Below are 540 nucleotides of genomic sequence, written 5' to 3'. Positions count from 1 at the left end.
CCTTCATATGGGCAGTTTGTTTATCGTCGTACCGAAGAAAATAGAACATTATGTCGCTTGGACGGAGCAGGCGAGAGAGCTACTCGTTAATGATGAAACACTCCGCATGGCCGCAACGCAGCGTAACGGCGTACTGATGATTAGGGCGCTCAGCGATGATATTGAGATGCTTAGAAACGCATTTATAAAAGTATGGCAAGGGTTGCGTTTAGCAGTACTAGAACAAGAACCAGTTATGCCGAGAATATGGCTTACCTGACTTAACAAGGAATTACTATGGAACTCAGTCCGAGAGAAAAAGACAAATTGTTGATTTTTACCGCTGCACTCGTTGCCGAGCGTAGGCTCGCACGAGGCGTAAAGCTAAATTACCCTGAGGCGGTCGCACTTATTTCTGCTGCGATTATGGAAGGTGCCAGAGACGGTAAAACGGTCGCGGAGTTGATGAGCGAAGGGCGCCAGATTCTTTCTAGTAACGATGTGATGGATGGCATTGCTGACCTACTACATGAAGTACAGGTTGAAGCGACTTTTCCTGAT

General features: G+C 46.9%; 1 protein-coding gene and 1 pseudogene. Both read left to right on the top strand.

Annotated features, from left to right (window positions below):
- Positions 1-259 (top strand): annotated as a pseudogene (locus A3739_RS29575) (hypothetical protein); the annotation flags it as partial.
- A 17-nt stretch (positions 260-276) separates the two neighbouring features.
- On the top strand, positions 277-540 hold a 264-nt coding region (gene ureA, locus A3739_RS06865), incomplete at its 3' end, for an urease subunit gamma (RefSeq protein WP_068500838.1).

The sequence above is a fragment of the Oleiphilus sp. HI0067 genome, assembly GCF_001635735.1.
The sequence above is the reverse complement of the archived record's forward strand: the minus strand, read 5'-3'. Positions and strand labels throughout refer to the sequence as shown.